This window comes from Mesorhizobium sp. M4A.F.Ca.ET.020.02.1.1, assembly GCF_004022645.1.
GTDB lineage: Bacteria > Pseudomonadota > Alphaproteobacteria > Rhizobiales > Rhizobiaceae > Mesorhizobium.
Genome location: NZ_RZOI01001361.1, coordinates 1 through 538, shown reverse-complemented (window position 1 = coordinate 538; position 538 = coordinate 1). Strand labels below are relative to the sequence as shown.

General features: G+C 69.5%; 2 pseudogenes. Both read right to left on the bottom strand.

The features are described from left to right. Nucleotides 1-291, bottom strand: a pseudogene (locus EN742_RS37145) (LysE family translocator); the annotation flags it as partial. Nucleotides 292-397: 106 nt separating this feature from the next. Further along, nucleotides 398-538: pseudogene (locus EN742_RS39910) on the bottom strand (aldo/keto reductase); the annotation flags it as partial.

Here is a 538-nt window from a genome sequence, read left to right as displayed (position 1 = left end):
CCTGTAGGCCAGATAGAGGATGTAGGCGGCGGATGCGATCGCCAGCACCGGCGCCATGCCCGGCAGCGAGGCAAAGATCGCCATCACGCCGGACGCCACCACCAGAAGCACCATCGTGGTGCCGAGGATGATGCCCGACGTATAGCGCAGCGAATGGCGCAGGCCGAAGGCGGCGCCGATGGCGGTGACGCTGATGGTCGCCGGCCCCGGACTGCCCATCACCACGGTGGCGGCAAACACCAGCGCCAGCACCTGCTGCCATGGCTGCGTGAGGGACAAGAACCCAGCCATACGCCTTTCCCGCATCCTGTCGCGATGCGGGAACGCTATGCGCAAGCGGCATCCCCGTCTTGAACGATCGTGCAACAGCGGGCGAAACACCGCCGGCCCTGCGGCGCTAGGCGCTGGCCCGGTCCAGCGCCGCGATGTCGTCGGCATCGAGCATCAGCGATGCCGCCCGCACCAGGCCGTCCATCTGGGCGAGCGTCGTGGCGCTGGCGATCGGCGCCGCGATGCCCGGCCGCGCCATCGCCCAGGC